We start from the raw sequence: 4,377 nt of genomic DNA, 5'->3' as shown, positions 1-4,377 counted from the left end.
AGAAAGTCTGAGTCACTTCATTCTTCCAGATAAAAGAAAGGACCGAACGTTTCCACGTTCAGTCCTCTTTGTTCCAGCCAAATATCCGTTTAGGTTCAAGCAGTAATGCTTATCCGAACGGCATTACGTATTAAAAAAGGGCCTTTCGGCCCTTTTTTGTTATTGGTCTGGTAAGTTCACAAAGAGTTGATTAACCAAGTTACTCAAATCACTGCTTATCACACTGCCATCACCTTGGGCGTTCACAGAGTCAAACTGATTCCCCGTATTATCGAGTACAATCGTTTGTGCCTGACCACTGTTATTGGCACCTTCAGAAATAGTGATCACTAAATCTTTATCACCACCGCCGTTATCCACTTTTTCAATAGTGATATGCTCAAGCAAATCTGACATCGTATTTTCAGTTGGTAATAGCTGAGAGACATCTAAATGGTCTTCACCCAAAGCAAAGTCAGTAATTGTATCAACATCATCTTGGTACGGTTGGTCAACCCATTTGAATAGGTCATCACCTTCTCCACCAACTAAGATATCGTCTCCTAGACCACCGATAAGCGTATCTTCACCGCCTTGGCCATAGAGAATATCGTCTCCTTCGCCGCCAGATAAAATGTCATCCTTATCGTTAGCTCTAGACTGGTCAAAATCTTGTACGTTATCAGAAATGTAATCGTGTATATCTCGCGCTGACACAGAAGATAATTGCTCACCAGTTTCTTGAGCGACATACTTCTGTATCACTGCAACTCCCTGCCCTGAAATACCGTCAAATTGCACCAGATCTCCGAACATGATGTCATCACCAGCTAAAGCATCAATTTGATCTTCACCTTGCAATAAACTCACTTCTTTACCAAGAATAACCTCTGACAATTTCGTTACGTCTATTGACGTTTCAACTAGGCCATCAGAGTCGTAATCTTCGAGAACATCTTCATCTAATGAATTACCGAGCCCAATAGCGTCAACAGATGACATCAATGCGAGCAATTGATACATATGCTGACCTTGTTTATTAACGCCACCCTTATCATAGTAATCGTAAGAATTGCCATTAATGCTTAAATCACCAATTCTATCCCCTGTTAATGGTGAATATAACTTGGCCTTATCGTCAATTAATACACTACCTTTATAATTAACAACGCCACTTGTATATCCGGCAGGCAATAAATCAGCCAGTGTTATAACTTGGTTCGTACTCAGATCATAATCGATCAATATTTCATCGAACTCACTTTTCATTAACCGACTGTCAGTAAAGGAAGTCGGCTCACCGTCAGAAATGAAATAAGAAATGTTGTTCCCACTGTTTTGATCAGAGAACCATTCAACTGCAGATTGGAATCCGGCTTCGTAATTGGTACCACCTCCGCCAGCATCAGTAATGGCATTAAGTGCTGCAATAAATTGTTCTCTTGGGTTCTGACTACTCAAATCGACAGATACTGACGTATTAGAGTTATCTGAAAAATCCGTGATTAGAATATTAACCTGACCAGAATGTTGCCCTTGTGAACTAGCTAAAATCGCATCAAAAACAACTAACAGTTCATCTTTTGCGGTTTCAACATCTCTTCCCATACTGCCTGACGTATCGAGAATAAATGCGATATTGTAGTCTTCACCGGCAACAATTTGAATTCCTTGAACGTCACCAACAATCAAATCGTTGTTCTCTGTCCCTTTGATATTGTCATCACCGTGGGAACCAGATTCCAAACTATAGCTTCTGAAGCTTATATCTGTCGATGTGTTAGTTATTGCTTCGTCACTATTAACCAATTCGGAAGATGAGGCCGATACAGAAAGCTCAAAATCTAAATCGCCTTCATAAGAGTAAGGAATTCTAAGCTCTGCACTAACATCACCAGAAGCTGGTATAACAATAGAATACGATCCGTCGATATTGGGAGATATAAGCTGACCACCGACATACAGCTCAACGCCTTGAGGAATGCCTTCAAGAGTAAATTCATTACCTAACGATTCACTACTATCGTTATCAACGAGTTCCGCTGAAATATCTAGCGGTATTACGCTGTCTTGTAGGACCGTATACTCTCCAGTCTCACTATCAATCTCGACAATCGCGTCCGAGAAAATAATTCGTTCAATACCATATAAGTGGTCACCATCTTCGGTAGAAGGCGAATTGTCACTAGATGTATCTCTTTCAAGAGAATCTTTAACTAACCAATAAGGTACTTGGCTATGCTCAAGACCTCTAAAATCAAGGTCATATTCAGACAATTTACCTTGATAGATAACTGTATCAGTCTCAACTTCACTATCCTGAGACCCATTACCACCATAAAACGAATCGTTGCCACTAGTGCCAACAAACGTATCGCTTCCCTGTTGAGTCAGATTAACGGCTTGCTGATCGCCGACAAACTGCTGAGCCGCCGCATTGTCCGGTGCGATCATCAAGTCATCGCCTTGATTGCCATTATTGAAAGCTGGAGACTGATCAACGTGGTCGAAATCGACACCACCAATAGATGTCTCACCGTTACTTACAAGGTTTCTAATATCACTAGGTGATGTACCGAAATCGGGCATAGCTTGTGATTGTTGCAACTCCCCGACCGCAATAGTTACACGAGGAGCATCAGCAACCGCACTGACCGTAATATCGAGAGTATCGCTTACGCCGGTGTTTGTGGTGTAAGTCAACGTTGGAACGTTACCTGACCAATGCTCTGATGGTACAAACAAGTAACTACCATCTTTCTCGACCGTCAACTCACCACCAGTTAGCGTGATAGTGTCACCAACGTTATAGGACGTTCCTCCTACTTCAATTGACTGCAGTGATAATGTGTTATCTGTATCAGTATCGTTTATTAAAACGTTACCAGAGACGCTTGTATCTTCATCTACAGTACGAGTATCTGGCAGCGTGTTTGTAGCATTGTATTCATAAACAACCACATCAATACTGGTCGTAGTCGTAGCAGTACTTGTTGAATCCTTTTCACTAGCGATCGCTTCGACATCAATAGTAAAATCGTCGTGACTTCCCGAAGGCGGTAAGACCGTTAAACTTGTCATATCCCAACTACTGATATCAAATGTCTCATTGGTACTAGTGAATGTGTGAGAATTGACTCCATCACTTAGCTCAGAACCAATAGGGAAACCACTAACATTAACAGCCAAACTTTCTGAACCATCAGTATCATTTAAAGATGCTTGCAGTTCAGTCAGTGGAATACGTGTGTCTTGTGGACCTTCATTCGTTGTATAGACCTGATAGAGCTCAACGCCATTTTCGTTAATTAATTGTGATGTACGTATATCAATATTATCGAGCTGAGACACATCACTGACTACGCCAAAGTTCGTGTTGTTTAAGTTGACAGGGCTCGCGCCATCTACAGAAACATTGACATCAAAATTACCAGGGCCGCTCTGGTTGTGGTGGTAAACCTCTATCGGATAGAAACCGGACACAGTCGGTGTAAATGCAATTCCTTGGATACTCCCACTACTGTCTCCCCATCGAGCATCATCTGTAAGCTCACCACCAATTTTTATCGCTAAACTATCATCCGCGTTACCAACGAAATCATAAGATTTACCTGCTTCTAAATAGATCAAGCCAGTGATGAGTGTAGCTTGACCTGCACCTTGACTAGCATCACGCACATCATTGACATTACTTAGAGAACTACTGTTACTATCCAAACCATCGATGACATTTATCAAGGTATCAGGGTCCACACCATTACCAACACCATATTGATAACCAACAGAGACACCATTCCACATACTTACGTTGAATTGTTGGTCCGGAAGTTGAATTCCATCGATGCTGGTGAACAAGTTAGGCGCGTCAGCAATTGGAGTAACATTTATCGCAACAGTCGACTCTTCGCCTACGTTAATGCCATCAGTTGGTTTGAAACCAATCTGTGCGTAGTCTTGTTGTTGATCACCGACGCCTGGAGTTGAGTGGCTATCGTACCCAGATTCATCTTCATCCGGAGTAAATCGAACTCTATCTCCATCAAACTCGCCCTTGTCAATAACTTGACCAACCGAAATGTCATGCCACTGACCATCATCACCGAAATACTCGAACTGCCCGCTATCTGGCAAATCGGTAATCTCAATACCTAGAGCTGAATCAGGTGAATCAACATCGCTTATTCCGAAGGAATCCCATTCGATGAAGGTTGGGGTGTCTTCGTCTATATCAATCACACCATCTGATGACGTTGGTACAAAATCATCATCTATGATGGTCACTGCCGCACTGTCATTGGCCGCATCTACCGTCGCATCCGCACCGCTCACGCTGTCGATGCTAACTGTGAAGGATTCTGCTCCTTCGTAGATGCCGTCATTGATGGTCGTGATGTCTAG

General features: G+C 42.3%; 1 protein-coding gene. It reads right to left on the bottom strand.

What is annotated here, in order from left to right:
• Positions 1 to 159: 159 nt before the first annotated feature.
• Positions 160 to 4,377, bottom strand: a 4,218-nt coding sequence (locus tag L3V35_RS16165; protein WP_237300279.1) for a VWA domain-containing protein, incomplete at its 5' end; no start/stop codon positions are given.

It is taken from the genome of Vibrio sp. L5-1 (assembly GCF_021728315.1).
Classification (GTDB): Bacteria; Pseudomonadota; Gammaproteobacteria; order Enterobacterales; family Vibrionaceae; genus Vibrio; species Vibrio splendidus_K.
This window is presented reverse-complemented; position numbering and strand designations above follow the sequence as displayed.